The 16,810-nt window shown below is 73.5% G+C and carries 12 protein-coding genes and 1 tRNA gene; 9 read left to right on the top strand and 4 right to left on the bottom strand.

Annotated features, from left to right (window positions below; genetic code table 11):
• Positions 1–29: 29 nt before the first annotated feature.
• The 7 genes from trpB (at position 30) to NH342_RS02740 (ending at position 11,943) form a co-directional block, all read left to right on the top strand.
• Positions 30–1,349, top strand: coding sequence for a tryptophan synthase subunit beta (gene trpB / locus NH342_RS02770; RefSeq protein WP_374209410.1), 1,320 nt, complete (start codon positions 30–32; stop codon positions 1,347–1,349).
• A complete protein-coding gene (gene trpA, locus NH342_RS02765) occupies positions 1,346–2,158 on the top strand; it encodes a tryptophan synthase subunit alpha (RefSeq protein WP_253011012.1) in 813 nt (270 codons plus the stop codon). The genes trpB and trpA overlap by 4 nt, the downstream gene beginning before the upstream one ends.
• The gene (gene lgt, locus NH342_RS02760; protein ID WP_253011010.1) at positions 2,155–3,096 is read left to right on the top strand and encodes a prolipoprotein diacylglyceryl transferase; all 942 of its coding nucleotides are present in this window, start codon (positions 2,155–2,157) and stop codon (positions 3,094–3,096) included. Before trpA ends, lgt begins: the two co-directional genes overlap by 4 nt.
• Positions 3,097–3,415: 319 nt before the next feature.
• Positions 3,416–8,092 (top strand): glutamate synthase large subunit, encoded by a 4,677-nt coding sequence (gene gltB / locus NH342_RS02755; protein WP_253011009.1) that lies wholly within the window; start codon positions 3,416–3,418, stop codon positions 8,090–8,092.
• A complete protein-coding gene (locus tag NH342_RS02750) occupies positions 8,085–9,569 on the top strand; it encodes a glutamate synthase subunit beta (RefSeq protein WP_253011008.1) in 1,485 nt (494 codons plus the stop codon). The genes gltB and NH342_RS02750 overlap by 8 nt, the downstream gene beginning before the upstream one ends.
• Positions 9,570–9,665: 96 nt before the next feature.
• The gene (gene pyk / locus NH342_RS02745; protein WP_253011007.1) at positions 9,666–11,081 is read left to right on the top strand and encodes a pyruvate kinase; all 1,416 of its coding nucleotides are present in this window, start codon (positions 9,666–9,668) and stop codon (positions 11,079–11,081) included.
• Positions 11,074–11,943 (top strand): acyl-CoA thioesterase II, encoded by an 870-nt coding sequence (locus NH342_RS02740; RefSeq protein ID WP_253011006.1) that lies wholly within the window; start codon positions 11,074–11,076, stop codon positions 11,941–11,943. Before pyk ends, NH342_RS02740 begins: the two co-directional genes overlap by 8 nt.
• On the opposite strand, the gene NH342_RS02735 is transcribed toward NH342_RS02740, so the two are convergent.
• Both NH342_RS02735 and NH342_RS02730 read right to left on the bottom strand, forming a co-directional pair.
• Positions 11,929–13,593: an aminotransferase class V-fold PLP-dependent enzyme gene (locus NH342_RS02735; RefSeq protein ID WP_253011005.1), complete on the bottom strand. Its 1,665-nt coding sequence runs from the start codon at positions 13,591–13,593 to the stop codon at positions 11,929–11,931. The genes NH342_RS02740 and NH342_RS02735 overlap by 15 nt on opposite strands.
• Positions 13,594–13,612: 19 nt before the next feature.
• A tRNA-Leu gene (locus tag NH342_RS02730) sits at positions 13,613–13,686 on the bottom strand.
• 53 nt (positions 13,687–13,739) lie between these two features.
• On the opposite strand from NH342_RS02730, the gene NH342_RS02725 reads away from it, so the two are divergent.
• Together NH342_RS02725 and NH342_RS02720 are read left to right on the top strand one after the other, a co-directional pair.
• Positions 13,740–14,339, top strand: a complete 600-nt coding sequence (locus NH342_RS02725) for an ANTAR domain-containing response regulator (RefSeq protein WP_253011003.1) — start codon at positions 13,740–13,742, stop codon at positions 14,337–14,339.
• A gap of 223 nt (positions 14,340–14,562) precedes the next feature.
• Complete coding sequence (locus NH342_RS02720; RefSeq protein ID WP_253011001.1) at positions 14,563–15,897, top strand: ABC transporter substrate-binding protein; 1,335 nt, start codon at positions 14,563–14,565, stop codon at positions 15,895–15,897.
• A 91-nt stretch (positions 15,898–15,988) separates the two neighbouring features.
• Here NH342_RS02720 and NH342_RS02715 read toward each other — a convergent pair whose 3' ends face one another.
• Positions 15,989–16,414, bottom strand: coding sequence for a DUF1772 domain-containing protein (locus tag NH342_RS02715; protein WP_253011000.1), 426 nt, complete (start codon positions 16,412–16,414; stop codon positions 15,989–15,991).
• The gene (locus tag NH342_RS02710; protein WP_253010999.1) at positions 16,411–16,728 is read right to left on the bottom strand and encodes a hypothetical protein; all 318 of its coding nucleotides are present in this window, start codon (positions 16,726–16,728) and stop codon (positions 16,411–16,413) included. The genes NH342_RS02715 and NH342_RS02710 overlap by 4 nt, the downstream gene beginning before the upstream one ends.
• Positions 16,729–16,810 lie beyond the last annotated feature (82 nt).

Below are 16,810 nucleotides of genomic sequence, written 5' to 3'. Positions count from 1 at the left end.
CCGTCCCCGTGCCCCCGCCCGACGCGAGCCTGCTGCGCCCGCGCCCGGAGTGGCCGGACGCGACCGGCCACTTCGGCCGGTTCGGCGGCCGCTTCGTGCCCGAGGCGCTGATCGCGGCGCTGGACGACCTGACCGAGGCCTACGAGGCCATGCGCGTCGACCCGGTGTTCCTCGCCGAGTTCGAGCGGCTGCACCGTGACTACACCGGCCGGCCCTCCCCGATCACCGAGGTGCCCCGCTTCGCCGAGCACTGCGGCGGTGCCCGGGTGCTGCTCAAGCGCGAGGACCTCAACCACACCGGCTCGCACAAGATCAACAACGTGCTGGGCCAGGCCCTCCTGACCCAGCGGATCGGGAAGAAGCGGGTCATCGCCGAGACCGGCGCCGGCCAGCACGGCGTCGCCACCGCCACCGCCGCGGCCCTGCTGGGCCTGGAGTGCGTGGTCTACATGGGCGAGGAGGACACCCGCCGGCAGGCGCTCAACGTCGCCCGCATGCGGCTGCTCGGCGCCGAGGTCGTCCCGGTCACCACCGGCTCGCGCACCCTCAAGGACGCCATCAACGAGGCCTTCCGCGACTGGGTGACCAACGTCGGGACCACCAACTACGTCTTCGGCACCGTCGCCGGCCCGCACCCGTTCCCGGCGATGGTGCGCGACTTCCAGCGGGTCATCGGCGACGAGGCCCGGGCCCAGGTGCTGCAGCGCGAGGGCCGGCTGCCCGACGCCGTCCTCGCCTGCGTGGGCGGCGGCTCCAACGCCATCGGCATCTTCACCGCGTTCGTGCCCGACGCCGGCGTCCGGCTGGTGGGCCTGGAGGCCGGCGGCGACGGCGTGGAGACCGGCCGGCACGCCTCCTCGATCACCGGCGGCGAGCCCGGCGTGCTGCACGGCGCCCGGTCCTACCTGCTGCAGGACGCCAACGGCCAGACCGTGGAGTCGCACTCCATCTCCGCGGGCCTGGACTACCCCGGCGTCGGGCCCGAGCACAGCTACCTGCACGACCTGGGCCGGGCGGAGTACCGGCCGGTCACCGACAGCCAGGCCATGGAGGCCTTCGCGCTGCTGTGCCGCACCGAGGGCATCATCCCGGCGATCGAGAGCGCGCACGCCCTCGCCGGCGCGGTGACCCTGGGCAAGGAGCTCGGTCCGGACGCCCTGCTGCTGGTCAACCTGTCCGGCCGCGGGGACAAGGACGTCGAGACCGCCAGCGCCTGGTTCGGCCTGGGCCGCGACACCGCCCCCACAGACGGCGACGACCGCGCGGTCGAGGCCGGCCGCGGCGGTGACCCCGGCGAGCCGCTGGGCGACGCGGACACCACCACCGTGCAGGACGGCGACGCGCTGTGACCGTCCCGCCCAGCCACCCCAGGAGCGCCCTCCAGGAACGGATCGGCGCGGCGACCGCGGAGGGCCGGTCGGCTCTCATCGCCTACCTGCCGGTCGGCTACCCCGACGTGCCCACCTCGATCGAGGCCATGGTCGCCGCGGTCGAGGGCGGCGCGGACGTCGTGGAGATCGGCGTCCCCTACTCCGACCCGGGCATGGACGGCCCCACCATCCAGGAGGCCGTGGACGTCGCCGTGCGGGCCGGCACCGGCATGGCCGACGTGCTGACCGCGGTGGCCGCGGTCGCGCAGGCCGGTGCGGTCCCGGTGGTGATGAGCTACTGGAACCCCATCGAGCGCTACGGCGTCGAGAAGTTCGCCACCGACCTGGCCGCCGCCGGGGGAGCGGGCGCCATCACCCCCGACCTCATCCCCGACGAGGCCGGCGAGTGGATCGCCGCCAGCGACGAGGCCGGCCTGGACCGGGTGTTCCTGGTCGCGCCGTCCTCGACCGACGCCCGGCTCGCCGCCACCGTCGGGGCCAGCCGGGGCTTCGTCTACGCGGCCTCCACCATGGGTGTCACCGGAACCCGGGCCACCGTCGGCGACACCGCGCAGGTGCTGGTCGACCGCACCCGCGGCGTGGGCTCCGACGTCCCGGTCTGCGTGGGGCTGGGCGTGAGCGACGGCGAGCAGGCCGCCCAGGTCGCCGCCTTCGCCGACGGCGTCATCGTCGGCTCGGCCTACGTGCGCCAGCTGCTGGACGGCCACGGCCCCGACGGCGTGCGGCGGCTGTCCGAGGACCTCGCGGCGGGGGTGCGGCGCCGGTGACCGCCGACCTGCTGGCCTCGATCCCCAGCCCCGCGCAGGGGGTGTGGCACATCGGTCCGTTCCCGCTGCGGGCCTACGCGCTGTGCATCATCGCCGGCATCGTGCTGGCGGCCTGGATCGCCGAGAAGCGGTTCGTGGCGCGCGGCGGTGCCCCCGGCGACGTGCTGGACATCGCGGTGTGGGCAGTGCCCTTCGGCATCGTCGGCGGCCGGCTCTACCACGTCATCACCACCCCCGAGCCCTACTGGGGCGCCGACGGCGACCCGGTGCGGGCGCTCTTCATCTGGGAGGGCGGCCTCGGCATCTGGGGCGCCATCGCCCTGGGCGGCGTGGGCGCCTGGATCGCCTGCCGGCGCCGCGGGATCCCGCTGCCGGTGTTCGCCGACGCGCTGGCCCCCGGCCTGCTCGTCGCCCAGGCGGTCGGCCGGCTGGGGAACTACTTCAACCAGGAGCTCTTCGGCCGGCCAACCGACCTGCCCTGGGGCCTGGAGATCGCACCGCAGTTCCGGCCGGCCGGGTTCGAGCAGTTCGCCACCTTCCAGCCCACCTTCCTGTACGAGCTGCTGTGGAACCTGGCCGCGGCCGCCGTCGTGGTCTGGGCCGACCGCCGCTCCCAGCTCTCGCACGGGCGGGTGTTCGCCCTCTACGTGGCGCTGTACTGCCTGGGCCGCGGCTGGATCGAGATGCTGCGCATCGACACCGCCGAGCACTTCCTGGGCCTGCGGCTGAACGTCTTCACCTCGGTCGTGGTGGGGCTGTGCGCCGTCGGCTACCTGGTCGTGCAGCGCGGGAAGCCGCGCGAGCACCTCACCCGGGGCGCCGACGCCGCGGCCGCCGCCCCCGGGTCCGGGCCGGAGGGGGAAGGCGGGACCAGCGTGAACACCGTTTCCGAACCGGCTGCCGACCCGCCCGCCGCCGACGGTCGCAGCGACCCCTGAGGGAGACGTTCGCCTCACCTGGCGAGCGTGTCGCCCGGGTGTCGGTCCTGTGTACTCTCGGCGCGCAGCCTCCCGGCGATCCCGGGTGGCCGACGAACGTCGGAACCGGGCCAGTGACGCCCCGCGCCACGACAGCCCCTGAGCGGCCCCACGGACCGCGCGGCACCCCGGCGGTCCGGCCACCCTGCCCGTCGACACACCGAACCACCCGGTGAGCCAGTCCCCTGCCCGCCCCTGACCACCCGGCCGGGCCCCACCAGGCCCCCCGCGGACGATCCGGCCACCGGACGACCCGGGCAGCGCCGACGACGGGAGTGAGATGTCCACCTCCAGCACGCCGACCCAGGCCACCGCGCGGGCCGCCGCACCTGCCACCCGGGTGCCCTTCTCCGCCGTCCCGTCCGCCAGCGGCCTCTACGACCCGGCCCACGAGCACGACGCCTGCGGCGTCGCCTTCGTCGCCGACGCACAGGGCCGCCGCAGCCGGTCGATCGTCTCCATGGGGCTCACCGCGCTGCACAACCTGGACCACCGCGGCGCCGCCGGTTCCGAGCCCAACTCCGGGGACGGTGCCGGGATCCTCACCCAGGTCCCCGACGTGCTGCTGCGCGCCGTCGTCGACTTCGACCTGCCGCCGGCGGGGGAGTACGCCGTCGGTGTCGCCTTCCTGCCCCGGGACGAGGCCCAGCGCGCCGACCGGGTCGCCGACGTCGCCCGGATCGCCGCCGAGGAAGGCCTGGTGGTCCTGGGCTGGCGCGAGTTGCCCGTCGACCCCGAGGGCGCCGACATCGGCCCGACGGCACTCGCGGTCATGCCGCACTTCGCCCAGGTCTTCGTCGCCGAGGCCACCGCCGCCCGGGCCGACGAGTCCGCATTCGGCGGCCGGCAGGCCCCGAACGGCGTCACCCGGCTGGAGCGGCGCTCCTTCGTGCTGCGCAAGCGCGCCGAGCGGGCGGCCGAGGAGGCGGGCAGCTCGCTGTACTTCGCGTCGCTGTCCTCCCGCACCGTCACCTACAAGGGCATGCTGACCACCGACCAGCTGCCGGCGTTCTTCCCCGACCTGACCGACGAGCGGTACAGCTCGGCGATCGCCCTGGTGCACAGCCGGTTCTCCACCAACACCTTCCCGAGCTGGCCGCTGGCCCACCCGTTCCGGGCCATCGCGCACAACGGCGAGATCAACACCATCAAGGGCAACCGCAACCGCATGCGGGCCCGCGAGGCCAAGCTGGCCACCGACTTGTTCGACGGCCCGGCCGGCCCCGCCTCCGAGCTCGGCCTGGAGCGCATCTTCCCGGTCACCGCCGCCGACTTCAGCGACTCGGCCACCTTCGACGAGGTGCTGGAGCTGCTGCACCTGTCGGGCCGCTCGCTGCCGCACGCGGTGCTCATGATGATCCCCGAGGCGTGGGAGAACCACGCCGAGATGGACGCCGCCCGCCGCGCCTTCTACCGCTTCCACTCCGCCGTCATGGAGCCCTGGGACGGGCCGGCCTGCGTCTGCTTCACCGACGGCACGCTCATCGGCGCCGTCCTGGACCGCAACGGCCTGCGCCCCGGGCGCTGGTGGCGGACCAAGGACGACGTGGTCGTGCTGGCCTCCGAGGTCGGCGTGCTGGACATCCCGGCCGCCGACGTCGTCGCCAAGGGCCGGCTCAAGCCCGGCCGGATGTTCCTGCTGGACACCGCGCAGGGCCGGCTCGTCCCCGACGACGAGGTCAAGGGCGCGCTGGCCGCCGAGCAGCCCTACGACGACTGGCTGCACGCCGGCCTGATCCACCTGCCGTCGCTGCCCGAGCGCCGCCGCTCCCGGCCCAGCCACGAGTCCGTGGTCCGCCGGCAGCTGCTGTTCGGCTACACCGAGGAGCAGCTGCGGGTGCTGCTGCAGCCGATGGCCGCCAGCGGCGCCGAGCCGATCGGCTCCATGGGCACCGACACCCCCGTCGCGGCGCTGAGCGACCGGTCCCGGTTGCTCTACGACTACTTCGGCCAGCTGTTCGCCCAGGTGACCAACCCGCCGCTGGACGCCATCCGCGAGGAGCTGGTGACGAGCCTGGGCCGCACCTTCGGGCCCGAGCAGAACCTGCTGGCACCCACCCCGGCGTCCTGCCGGCAGGTCGTGCTGCCCTACCCGGTCATCGACAACGACGAGCTGGCCAAGATCCTGCACATCGACGACGACGGCGACCTGCCCGGCTTCGCCGCCGTCCGGATCACCGGCCACTTCGACGTCGACGGCGGCGGCGCGGCCCTGGAGCAGGCGATCGCCGACCTGCAGACGAAGGTCAGCAAGGCCATCGCCGCCGGCGCGCGGGTCATCGTGCTCTCCGACCGCGACTGCGACGAGAAGCGCGCCCCCATCCCGTCGCTGCTGATGACCGCCGCGGTCCACCACCACCTGGTGCGCGAGCGCACCCGGATGGAGGTCGGCCTGGTCGTGGAGTCCGGCGACTGCCGCGAGGTGCACCACGTCGCGCTGCTGCTGGGCTACGGCGCCGCCGCGGTCAACCCCTACCTGGCCTTCGAGAGCGTCGAGGACCTGATCCGCGACGGCCTGCTCACCGGCGTGCAGCCGGCCCAGGCCGTGCGCAACGTGGTCAAGGCCATGGGCAAGGGCGTCCTGAAGGTCATGAGCAAGATGGGCATCAGCACCGTCGGCTCGTACACGATGGCGCAGATCTTCGAGGCCGTCGGCCTCTCCCACGACGTCGTGGAGAAGTACTTCACCGGGACGTCGTCGACCCTGGGTGGCGTCGGGCTGGACGTGCTGGCCGAGGAGGTGGCCATGCGCCACCGCCGCGCCTACCCGGCCAACCCGACGGAGGTCGCGCACCGCAAGCTCACCGTGGGCGGTGAGTACCAGTGGCGCCGCGAGGGCGAGATCCACCTGTTCAACCCCGAGACGGTGTTCCTGCTGCAGCACGCCACCCGCTCGCGGCAGTACGAGGTGTTCCAGAAGTACACCGACGCGGTCGACCAGCTCTCCCGCGACGCCTCCACCCTGCGCGGGCTGTTCACCTTCAAGGACGGCGTCCGCCCGCCGGTGCCGGTCGAGGAGGTCGAGCCGGTCAGCGAGATCGTCAAGCGGTTCTCCACCGGCGCGATGAGCTACGGCTCCATCTCGCAGGAGGCGCACCAGACCCTGGCCATCGCGATGAACCGCCTGGGCGGGAAGTCCAACACCGGCGAGGGCGGCGAAGACCCCGACCGCTTCACCCCCGACGAGAACGGCGACCTGCGCCGCTCGGCGATCAAGCAGGTGGCCAGCGGCCGGTTCGGCGTCACCAGCGAGTACCTGGTCAACGCCGACGACATCCAGATCAAGATGGCCCAGGGCGCCAAGCCCGGCGAGGGCGGGCAGCTGCCCGGCTCCAAGGTCTACCCGTGGGTGGCCCGGACCCGGCACTCCACCCCCGGTGTCGGCCTGATCTCCCCGCCGCCGCACCACGACATCTACTCGATCGAGGACCTCAAGCAGCTCATCCACGACCTGAAGAACGCCAACGACGAGGCGCGCGTCCACGTCAAGCTGGTGTCCGAGGTCGGCGTGGGCACGGTCGCGGCGGGGGTGTCCAAGGCGCACGCCGACGTCGTCCTGATCTCCGGGCACGACGGGGGCACCGGTGCCGCCCCGCTGACCTCGCTCAAGCACGCCGGCTCCCCGTGGGAGCTCGGGCTGGCCGAGACCCAGCAGACGCTGCTGGTCAACGGGCTGCGCGACCGCATCACGGTGCAGGTCGACGGCCAGATGAAGACCGGCCGGGACGTCGTCGTCGCCGCCCTGCTGGGCGGTGAGGAATTCGGCTTCGCCACCGCACCCCTGGTGGTCAGCGGCTGCGTGATGATGCGCGTCTGCCACCTGGACACCTGCCCGGTCGGCGTCGCCACCCAGAACCCGGAGCTGCGCAAGCGGTTCACCGGGCAGCCGGAGTTCGTCGTCACCTTCTTCGAGTTCCTGGCCCAGCAGGTGCGCGAGCTGCTCGCGCAGCTGGGCTTCCGCTCGATCGAGGAGGCCGTCGGCCAGGTCGAGGTGCTCGAGACCCGCGCCGCGGTCGACCACTGGAAGGCCGCCGGGCTGGACCTCGCCCCGGTGCTGGCCCTGCCCGAGCTGCCCGAGGGCGCCCCGCGCCGCCGGGTGCGCGGCCAGGACCACGGCCTGGACGTGGCGCTGGACCAGACGCTGATCCAGCTGTGCGAGGGTGCGCTGCTCGACGCGCGGCCGGTGAGCCTGCAGCTGCCGGTGCGCAACGTCAACCGCACGGTCGGCACCATGCTCGGCGCGATGGTCACCCGCCGCTACGGCGGGCAGGGCCTGCCCGACGGCACCATCGACCTGACCTTCGAGGGGTCGGCCGGCCAGTCCTTCGGCGCGTTCGTGCCGCGCGGCATCACGATGCGGCTGCTCGGCGACGCCAACGACTACGTCGGCAAGGGCCTGTCCGGCGGGCGCATCGTCGTCCGCCCGGCGCCGGAGGCCAGCTTCGCCGCCGAGGACGCCGTCATCGCCGGCAACGTCATCGGCTACGGCGCCACCGGCGGGGAGATCTTCCTGCGCGGCCGGGTCGGCGAGCGTTTCTGCGTGCGCAACTCCGGCGCGCTGGCCGTCGTCGAGGGCGTGGGCGACCACGCCTGCGAGTACATGACAGGCGGTCGTGCGGTCATCCTCGGCGAGACCGGTCGCAACGTGGCCGCGGGCATGAGCGGCGGCATCGCCTACGTGCTCGACCTGGCCACCCACCGGGTCAACGGTGAGATGGTCGACGTCGAGGCACTGTCCGGGGAGGACTCGCAGTGGCTGCGCGAGGTGCTCGCGCGCTACCGCGAGGAGACCGGCTCGACGGTGGCCGCCTCGCTGCTGGCCGACTGGGGCCGCTGGTCCGAGCGGTTCAGCGTGATCATGCCGCGGGACTACCGCCGCGCCCTGGAGGCCCGGCGGGCCGCCGAGGCCGCCGGGTACGACGTGGATCGAGCTGTGATGGAGGCGGCACGTGGCTGACAGCACCGGGTTCCTGAAGTACGAGCGGGCCACCCCGCCGCGCCGGCCGGTCGACGTCCGCATCCGCGACTGGAAGGAGGTCTACCTCGAGCGCCAGGCCGGCGGCGAGGAGGCCTTCTCCACCGCGGCGCTGCGCACCCAGGCCGCGCGCTGCATGGACTGCGGCATCCCCTTCTGCCACCACGGCTGCCCGCTGGGCAACCTCATCCCCGAGTGGAACGACCTGGTGCGCCGGGACGACTGGCGGGAGGCGATCGAGCGGCTGCACGCCACGAACAACTTCCCGGAGTTCACCGGGCGGCTGTGCCCGGCGCCGTGCGAGGGCTCGTGCGTGCTGAACCTGACCGAGGCGCCGGTGACCATCAAGCAGGTCGAGGTCGAGATCATCGACCGGGCGTTCGCCGAGGGCTGGGTCGTGCCGCAGCCGCCGGCCGAGCGCACCGGCAAGAAGGTCGCCGTCGTGGGGTCCGGCCCGGCCGGGCTGGCCGCCGCACAGCAGCTCACCCGCGCCGGGCACGAGGTCACCGTCTACGAGCGGGCCGACGCCATCGGCGGGCTCATGCGCTACGGCATCCCCGAGTTCAAGATGGAGAAGCGCCACCTGGACCGGCGGCTGGACCAGATGCGCGCCGAGGGCACCCGGTTCGTCACCGGTGTGGAGGTCGGGGCGCCGGGCTCGGACTTGTCGGTCGAGCAGCTGCGCGAGGACTTCGACGCCGTCGTCCTGTCCGGGGGTGCCACGATCGGCCGCGACCTGCCGGCCCCCGGGCGGGAGCTCGAGGGCATCCACCTGGCCATGGAGTTCCTGCCCTACGGCAACCGCCAGGGCCTGGGCCAGCTCGACGACCCGCCGATCAACGCCGCCGGCAAGCACGTGGTGATCATCGGCGGCGGCGACACCGGCGCCGACTGCCTGGGCACCTCGCACCGGCAGGGCGCGGCCTCGGTGGCCCAGCTGGAGATCATGCCCGAGCCGCCCTCGTCGCGGGGCGCCAAGAACCCGTGGCCGACCTACCCGATGATCATGCGGGTCTCATCGGCCCACGAGGAGGGCGGCGACCGCATCTACGCCGTCAACACCGAGCGGTTCGTCGACGACGGCGACGGCCACGTCAAGGCCGTGCTGGTGCACGACGTCGAGATGGTCGACGGGAAGTTCCAGAAGGTCGAGGGCACCGAGCGCGAGCTCCCCGCCGACCTGGTCTTCCTGGCCATGGGCTTCACCGGCGCGCAGAAGGAGGGCCTCGTCGAGGGCCTCGGCGTCGAGGTCGACGGCCGCGGCAACGTGGTCCGCGACGCGGAGTTCATGTCCACCGTCCCGGGCGTGTTCGTCGCCGGTGACATGGGTCGCGGCCAGTCGCTCATCGTCTGGGCGATCGCCGAGGGCCGCGCCGCCGCCGGTGCCGTGGACACCTGGCTGACCGGCTCGTCGCTGCTGCCGCGGCCGATCACCCCGACGGCCGTCGCACTGCGCTGACCTGCACGTAGACGTTCCAGACGTCTCCCGCGACACCCCCTGGACCTGGTCGCCCGGCGTCCCGGGGGTGTCGTCGTCTGCACTAGCGTGAGCGGCATGAGCCGTCGCGCCAAGATCGTCTGCACGCTGGGGCCCGCCGTCGGGTCCGCCGAGCAGATCACCGCCCTCGTCGAGTCCGGGATGGACGTCGCCCGGCTGAACTTCAGCCACGGCGAGCACGCCGACCACGAGCGCAACTACCACCTGGTCCGGCAGGCCTCGGACAAGGTCGGCCACGCCGTCGCCGTCCTCGCCGACCTGCAGGGCCCCAAGATCCGCCTCGGCCGGTTCGCCGACGGCCCGGTGACCTGGGAGACCGGCTCGCGGGTGTGCATCACCGTCGAGGACGTCGAGGGCACCGCCGAGCGGGTCGGCACCACCTACAAGAACCTGGCCAACGACGTCCGCGTCGGTGACCGGCTGCTGGTCGACGACGGCAACCTGGCGCTCACCGTCGTCGAGGTCGACGGGCCCGACGTGTGGTGCCTGGTCCTCGAGGGCGGCACGGTCAGCAACAACAAGGGCCTGTCGCTGCCCGGCGTCGCCGTCAGCGTCCCGGCGCTGAGCGAGAAGGACGCCGCCGACCTGCGCTTCGCGCTCAGCCTGTCGGTGGACTTCGTGGCGCTGTCCTTCGTCCGCCGGGCCGAGGACGTCGAGCTGGTCCGCGAGATCATGCGCCAGGAGGACGTCGAGGTCCCCGTCATCGCCAAGCTGGAGAAGCCCGAGGCGGTGGAGAACCTCGAGGCCATCGTCGAGGCGTTCGACGGCATCATGGTCGCCCGCGGCGACCTGGGCGTGGAGCTGCCGCTGGAGCAGGTCCCGCTGGTGCAGAAGCGTGCCGTGCAGGCCGCGCGCGAGCGCAACAAGCCGGTCATCGTCGCCACCCAGATGCTGGAGTCGATGATCACCTCCTCCCGGCCCACGCGTGCCGAGGCCTCCGACGTCGCCAACGCCGTCCTGGACGGCGCCGACGCGGTGATGCTGTCGGGGGAGACCTCGGTCGGGAAGTTCCCCATCGCCGCGGTGCGCACGATGGAGCGGATCATCGACGCCGTCGAGACCGACGCGGTGCGGGTGCCCGAGCTCGAGCGGCGGTCCCGGTCCCGGTCCGGCGCCATCGTGCGGGCCGCCCGCGAGGTGGGCGAGGCCCTCGACGTCGACGCGCTGGCCGCCTTCACCCTCACCGGTGACACCGTGCGCCGGCTGGCCGCGCTGCACACCCGGCTGCCCATCCTGGCCTTCACCACCGACCCCCGGGTGCGCAGCCGGATGGCGCTGTCGTGGGGCGTGGAGACCTTCCTGGTGCCGCAGGTCGGGCACACCGACGACATGGTCGGCCAGGTCGACTTCTCGCTCATGTCGATCGGCCGGCTCAAGGAGGGCGACCGGGTGGTGGTCGTCGCCGGGTCCCCGCCCAACGTGCAGGGCTCGACCAACCTGATCCGGGTGCACGAGATCGGCACCCATGCCTGACTCGCCCGCGGCGGCGCTGATGGAGGTGCTCTCGCTGGAGGAGCGCGAGCCCGACCTGTTCGTCGGCTGGACGCCGGAGACCCCGCTGCAGCGGATCTTCGGCGGCCAGGTGGCGGCGCAGGCGCTGACCGCCGCGACCCGAACCGTCCCGGCGGGCCGCGGGGTGCACTCCCTGCACTCCTACTTCCTGCGCCCGGGTGACCCGCACACCGAGATCCGGTTCGAGGTCGACCGGATCCGGGAGGGCCGCAGCTTCAGCACCCGCCGGGTGCTGGCCCGGCAGACCCGCACGGGCGAGGACGTCGCGATCTTCGCCCTCACCGCCGACTTCACCGCCGGTGAGTCGCCGGTCGTCGAGCACTCGCTGCCGATGCCGCAGGTCCCCGGCCCGGACGGGCTGCCGGGGATCGACGAGGTCGCGGCTGCCCACCCGGGCCGGGCCACCGGCGCGCGGGCCCTGGCGGTCGCGGTGGAGCAGCGTTACCTCGAGGACCCCTTCGACCCCACCCCGAAGCAGCCCCCGCACACCCAGAGCCGTGGCTGGTTCCGGGTGCACGGCCGGCTGCCCGACGACGCCGGGGTGCACGCCGCCGCGCTGACCTTCGTCTCCGACCTGACCCTGCTCTCGGCCGGGCTGGCCCGGGTGGGCGGTGGCTGGAGCGGGGAGACCGTGGGCGCCAGCCTGGACCACGCGGTGTGGTTCCACCGGCCGGTCCGGGCCGACGAGTGGTTCCTCTACGAGACCGACAGCCCGGCCGCGGTGGCCGGGCGGGCGATGTGCCTGGGCCAGATCTGGGCCGCCGACGGCACGCACGTGGCCACCGTGGCCCAGGAGGGCCTCATCCGGTCACTGCGCGGCTGAGCCGTCCCCGTCCGCAGCGTCGGCCGCGGTGACCCCCGGGTCGACCTCGGGCACCGTCTGCAGCTCGACCGGCTGGGGCTCCTCGGCCGCGGCCGCCGCCCGCTCGGCCTGGGCGGCCAGCTCCCGAGCGGTGTGCTCGCGCTCCGCGCGGTCGGCCGCGGCCACGCGCTCGGCCTCGGCGGCGGCCTCGGCGAAGTCCGCGGCCAGCCAGTCGTGGGCCTGGCCCAGCAGCGTCCACAGCCGTTCCACGTGCCGGCGCTGCGTCGCCGGTGCGCCGATGGACACCCGCAGCACCACCTCGCCGGAGACGGTGGTGTGGGTCAGGAACACCTCGCCGCCGTCCACCAGCCGCTCCAGCAGGGTCATCGTGGCGACGTCGGCGTCCACGCCCCGGGCCCACCGCGGCTTGAGGCACACCAGCGACAGCGGGTGCGGCGCCACCACGTCGAAGCGGTCGTCGGCGGCGGCCCAGCCGGCGAGCTCCTGGGCCAGCGCCACGTGCCCGCGGACGTGCTCGCGCAGGCCCTCGGCGCCGTACCAGCGCAGCACGGTCCACAGCTTGAGCGCCCGGAACCGGCGGCCGAGCTCGATCTGCCAGTCGCGGAAGTCGACCACCGCGCCGCTGTCGGTGGCCGGGTTGCGGAGGTACTCCGGCAGGATCGCCAGCGCCCCGGTCAGCGCGGCCCGGTCGGCGGTGAAGAACAGGGTGGCGTCGAAACCGGTGAGCAGCCACTTGTGCGCGTCGGTGGTGTAGCTGTCGGCCCACTCCACGCCGTCCTGCAGGTTCCGCAGCTCGGGCGCGACGGCAGCGACACCGGCCCAGGCGGCGTCCACGTGCAGCCAGACCCCGCGGTCCCGGCAGATCGGCCCGAGGGCCGCCAGCGGGTCGAACGCGCCGGTGGACGTCGTCCCCGCGGTGGCGCAGACCAGCACCGGGGTGAAGCCGCGGGCGACGTCGGAGTCGAGCCTGCGGGCCAGCTCCTCGGGCCGCATCGCCAGGTCGCCGTCGACCGGCACGACCCGGACGGCGTCGGTGCCCAGGCCCGCGATGCGGGCGGCCTTCTCCATGCTCGAGTGCGTCTGCGCGGACACGTAGACGGTCATCGCCCCCGGCTCGACACCGCTGCGCACGGTGCGCCCGCCGGTGGCCCGGTGCAGCGCGGCCAGCAGCGCGACGAGGTTGGCCCCGGAGCTGGAGTCCTGCACGACGCCGCCGCCGGTGCTGCCGTGGGTGAAGGCCTCGGGCAGCCCGAGCAGCTCCACGAACCAGTCCATGACGTGCTGCTCGAGCTCGGTGCAGGCCGGGCTGGTGATCCAGGACATGCCCTGCACGCCGAGCACCGAGCTGACCAGGTCGCCCAGCACCGAGGGGCCCGAGGTGTTGGCCGGGAAGTAGCCGTAGAAGCCGGGGTGCTGCCAGTGGGTGAGCCCGGGGACGACGATGCGCTCCAGGTCGGCGAGGACGGCGTCGATGCCCTCGGGACCCAGGCCCTGCTCGGGGGCGGACGCCGGCAGCGCGGCCCGGACGTCACCGGGGGAGACCCGGGACCGCACCGGCAGGGACTCCACCCGGGCCATGTGGTCGGCGGCCCAGTCGACCACCTGGTGGCCGAACCGTCGGAACTCGTCAGGTGTCATGTGGCCGCTCACGGCTGTCCAACCTAGGCGGTGCCCCCGGTCCGATTCGAACGGACACTGTGCGGGTTTTGAATCCGCTCCCTCTGCCAGTTGGGGTACGGGGGCCCGTGGCGGAGAGTACGGCGCGGTGGCCGGCGGGCATCGATAGGGTGAGCCACGTGAGCGCGCAGCCGACCCGGGTCCTCATCGCCGAGGACGAGGCACTGATCCGCCTCGACCTCAAGGAGATGCTGGAGGAGGAGGGGTACGTCGTCGTCGGCGAGGTCGGCGACGGCCAGGCCGCGGTCGACTCCGCCCGCGAGCTCCGCCCCGACCTCGTCGTCCTCGACGTGCAGATGCCGGTGCTGGACGGGCTGAGCGCCGCGGAGCAGATCGCGGCGGCCCGGATCGCCCCGGTGATCGTCCTGACCGCCTTCTCCCAGCGCGAGCTGGTCGAGCGGGCCCGCGACGCCGGTGCGATGGCCTACCTGGTCAAGCCGTTCTCCAAGGCCGACCTGGTGCCGGCCATCGAGGTGGCAGTCGGCCGTTTCGCCGAGATGGCCGCCCTGGACGCCGAGGTCGGTGACCTGAAGGAGCGGCTGGAGGCCCGCAAGGTGGTCGAGCAGGCCAAGGGCAAGCTGATGGCCGACCGGGGCATCACCGAGGCCGAGGCGTTCCGCTGGATCCAGCGCACCGCGATGAACGAGCGGACGTCGATGAAGGCGTTGGCGCAGCGGGTGCTCACCGGCGAGGCCGGCCCGGAGGCCGCATCGTCCTGACCCGGCTCGGCCCGCTCCCGCCCGGGTCGTCCCGGCTGGGGCCGGTGTGTCTGCCGTGCGTCGGGGGCGTTGCTGAGGTCACAACCGCATCACGGTGCGGTCGGAAGGGCCGATGCGGTCCCGGTTGACGGTTAGGTTCCTGCCACTGACCGGACAGGTACGGGTGCCACCGCGCCCGGATCGGCCCGGCGGAGGCACGATCCACCACACTGGGAGTCACTTGATGCGCACTGGCACCTTCGCCCGCGCCGTCGCCGTGTCCGGTGCGGTCCTGCTCGCTGCGACCGCCTGTGGCGGCGGCAGCGACAGCGACGCGTCGGGCAGCAGCGGCGGTAACGACGGCGGCAGCAAGCAGGTCAACGTCTACGGCACCGACGGCAACATGGGCAACGCCCTGGGCAACGACTTCAGCGAGGAGGGCGCGCTGGCCGGCATGAAGGGCACCACGCCCCTCACCGAGCTGTCCGGCGACTTCACCGACCGCCTGCTCCAGGTCGACCCGAACCTGCAGGACTTCAACTACGCCGGTGAGTCCTACGACGCGGTGATCATCACCGCTCTCGCGGCGCAGGCGGCGGGCAGCAACCAGGCCACCACCTTCGGGCCCTACGTCAACGGCATCACCGTCGGCGGCGACGCCTGCACCGACTTCCAGGGCTGCCTGGACATCATCAACTCCGGCGGGAACGTCGACTACGACGGCATCACCGGCCCGCTGAGCTTCACCGACGCCGGTGAGCCCGCGCAGGCGTCCTTCGGTCTGCTGCAGTTCGGCGAGGACAACCAGATCGACGACAGCCTCACCGACTACGTCATCGCCGGCGACGAGGCCAACGCGACCACCGACGAGGGCCCCGCCTACGCCGCGCCCGGCGCGACCGGCGACCCGCTGGTCATCGGCACGCTGCTGCCGCTGACCGGCAACCTGGCCTTCCTCGGCCCGCCGGAGGTCGCCGGCGTGCAGCTGGCGATCAACGACATCAACGCCGCCGGCGGCGTGCTGGGCCAGCCGGTCCAGCTCGTCGAGGGCGACTCCGGTGACACCTCGACCGACACCGCGACCCAGACCGTCGACCGCCTGCTGCAGTCCGGCGTCAACGCGATCATCGGTGCGGCGTCCTCGGGCGTGAGCCTGACCGTCATCGACGCCATCACCGGCGCCGGTGTGCTGGAGTTCTCCCCGGCCAACACCTCCGACCAGTTCACCACCTACAACGACCAGGGGCTGTACTTCCGCACCGCGCCCCCGGACACGCTGCAGGCCCGTGCGCTCGCCGACCTCATCGGGGCCGACGGCAACAACACGGTGGGCATCCTGGCGCTGAACGACCCGTACGGCACGGGTCTGGCCGAGAACACCCGCAACAACCTGATCAGCGACGGTCTGTCCGAGGACAGCATCGTGTCGATCACCTACGACCCGCAGGCTGCCAACTTCGACTCCGAGGTGCAGCAGATGGTGGACTTCAACCCCGACGCGATCGTGGTCATCGGGTTCGAGGAGTCCTCGCGGATCATCCAGGGTCTCAACGCCCAGGGCATCGGCCCCCAGCGCTGAGCGCTGAGCGCTGAGGTCAGTGCAGCGCTGACCTGATCCACGCACGACAGAGCGGCCCGGCCCCCGTGAGGGAGCCGGGCCGCTCTGCGTCTCAGGCGAGGGCCAGCCAGACCGCCGCGACGAGCCCGGCGGTCGCGGCGGCCACCCTGGTGGAGTCCACCCGCAGCAGCCGGCGGTGTGCCTGGTCGTCCCAGCCGCGGTCGAGCACCCGGTGCTGGGGCACCGCCCCCAGCCAGGTGGTGGCGAGGACCACGGCCAGGCAGACCGCGCCGGCCAGCACGGGGAGCGCCGGGGCGGACCCGCGGACGACGAGGACCAGCAGCCAGACGGTGGTGACCCCCTGGCCGGCGAACAGCGGTCCCACGACCCGGCTGATCCGCTGCTGGTGGGCCCGCTCGTAGGCCGCGAACCCCTCACCGACCCCGGCCATCTGCGGGTAGACCACGACCCGCACGGTCCACTGGAACCCGGCGTAGGCGGCCACCAGCGCCAGGTGGGCGACGGCGAGGACGCTCACCGCCGCGCCTTCACCGGCGTGCCCCGCCACGCCAGGCTCCGCGCGTCCAGCTCGCGCAGCAGCGGGTCGCCCTCGGCCTCCACCCGCTCGGCGAGGGCGACCGCGGCGGCGAGCCGGCCGTCGTCCAGCTGCTCGAAGGCGGGGGAGCGGCCTCGGTCCAGCACGCCGTACCAGCAGCCGCCGACGGCGTGGTCGAGCACGATGCGCCCGAAGCAGTGGTCGGCGGTGACCACCCAGCCCTCCGCGCGGGCCCGGGCGGGGAGCCGGTGCAGCACGAGGTCCCGGTAGCGGGCCAGCAGCTGCTCCCGGGTCACCGGGAGGGGTCGGGGTGCGGGGCCGGGGGGCACGACCCATGACAGCACGGCGCCGGTCGTCCCGCGCTGGGGACGACCGGCA

This window comes from Klenkia sp. PcliD-1-E (genome assembly GCF_024124375.1).
In the GTDB taxonomy this organism is placed as follows: domain Bacteria; phylum Actinomycetota; class Actinomycetes; order Mycobacteriales; family Geodermatophilaceae; genus Klenkia.
The sequence above is the reverse complement of the archived record's forward strand: the minus strand, read 5'-3'. Positions and strand labels throughout refer to the sequence as shown.